This window comes from Blastococcus goldschmidtiae, from assembly GCF_031845325.1.
In the GTDB taxonomy this organism is placed as follows: domain Bacteria; phylum Actinomycetota; class Actinomycetes; order Mycobacteriales; family Geodermatophilaceae; genus Blastococcus; species Blastococcus goldschmidtiae.
In genome coordinates, this window is record NZ_JAVREI010000035.1 from 1 (window position 1) to 1,432 (window position 1,432).

Below are 1,432 nucleotides of genomic sequence, written 5' to 3' on the forward strand. Positions count from 1 at the left end.
TACAGCTGATATGTAGCTCGTTTCTGTCAAGGGGCAGGGTGAGGCGCCCGTCCGGATTGCTTCGGGCGGGCGCCTCTGCTTCGTCTGCCGGTGTGGTGGGCGAGCGTGTCGTTGTCGACGCGCGGTCAGACTGATATGCGCGGGTTGGTTACCGCAGGACGGGCTGTTCGGCAGGAGCGGTCCACGTGTCTAGGGTCGGGCGTCGCCGTCCTCGAGGGGCGGCTGCCCATAGCTGTGTCGCGGGTCGCTCCACGCGCTGCTGCCCGCCATCACCGGCGGCGAAGCGGATCGGGGCCGGCTATCCGGTGGCGGTGTCGAGGACGGCCAGCGACCAGCACCATCCGGCCAGCTCTCGTGCGATGGCCACGTTGGCGACCACGGCGCGCTTGCGGCGCAGGTTGAAGGTGATCCACCGCTGGTGCAGGCGCCGGTTCCCGGCGTCGCCGCGGGCTCGTGCTGGAGGTGGGGCGAGCTCCCAGCGGTCGCGCATGGTCTTGCCGGGTGTGTAGCGGGGACGGTGGTGCCAGGCAGCCTCGACGAGCAGCCGGCGGGCGTGGGTGTTGCCGGTCTTGGTGATCGAGCCCTGCACCCGTGACGCTCCCGAGGAGTGCTCGCTGGGCACCAACCCCATGTAGGAGCCGATGCTGTTGCCGGTGAACCGGTGCCAGTCGCCGATCTCCACCGCGAGGGCGAAGGCGGTCAGCGTCGACACTCCACGCAAGCACGCCAGCCGGCGCACCACGGGAGTGAACTCGCTGTCGGCTGCTAGTTCAGCGATCGCAGTATCGAGCCGGGCACGGCGGGCGGTCACGGTCAGCACCGCGTCGTAGTCGGACTCGAAGGTGAGCCGGGTCGCCGTGGTGTCGAACCGCTGCTGACGCAGCCACGCGTCGTGAGCCTGGGTCCAGGCCTGCCCGCCGTCGTAGACGGTGCCCTGGCGCAGCAACAGCTTCGACAGCCGATGCCGAGCGCGCATCAGGTCGCCCCGCGCGTCCTCGCGGGCCCGGACCAGGTCACGCGCCGCTTCCTGCGCCACGGTCGGCACCGTGACCGCGGTGACCTCGCCCAGCCGCAGCAACCGAGCCAGCAGCACCGCGTCACGGGCATCGGTCTTGACCCGGTCACCCGAGGGCCGGTGCAGCTTGGAGGGCGCCGCGACAACGCACCGGATCCCGGCCTCGGTCAAGGACCGGTAGAGCCCGAAACCCGTGGGGCCCGCCTCATAGACCACCGCCACCGGCCCGGGCAGCCCCGCGATCCAGGACCGGACATGGTCATAGGAGGGGGTCAGCCTGGCCTGGACCAGTTCCCCGCTGACCCCGTCTATCGCCGCGGCCACCACCGATCGGGCGTGAACATCAAGACCAACACTCGTACGCTCCACCAGCACCGGGGCCTCCCACGCATGTCGGATAGGCCGAGCAGGCGCCTC

1 protein-coding gene is annotated in these 1,432 nt (G+C 70.5%); it reads right to left on the reverse strand.

Translation table 11 applies throughout. The features are described from left to right. Positions 1-298: 298 nt before the first annotated feature. Complete coding sequence (locus RM425_RS21460) at positions 299-1,390, reverse strand: IS110 family RNA-guided transposase (protein ID WP_311347264.1); 1,092 nt, start codon at positions 1,388-1,390, stop codon at positions 299-301. Between the last annotated feature and the right edge of the window lie 42 nt (positions 1,391-1,432).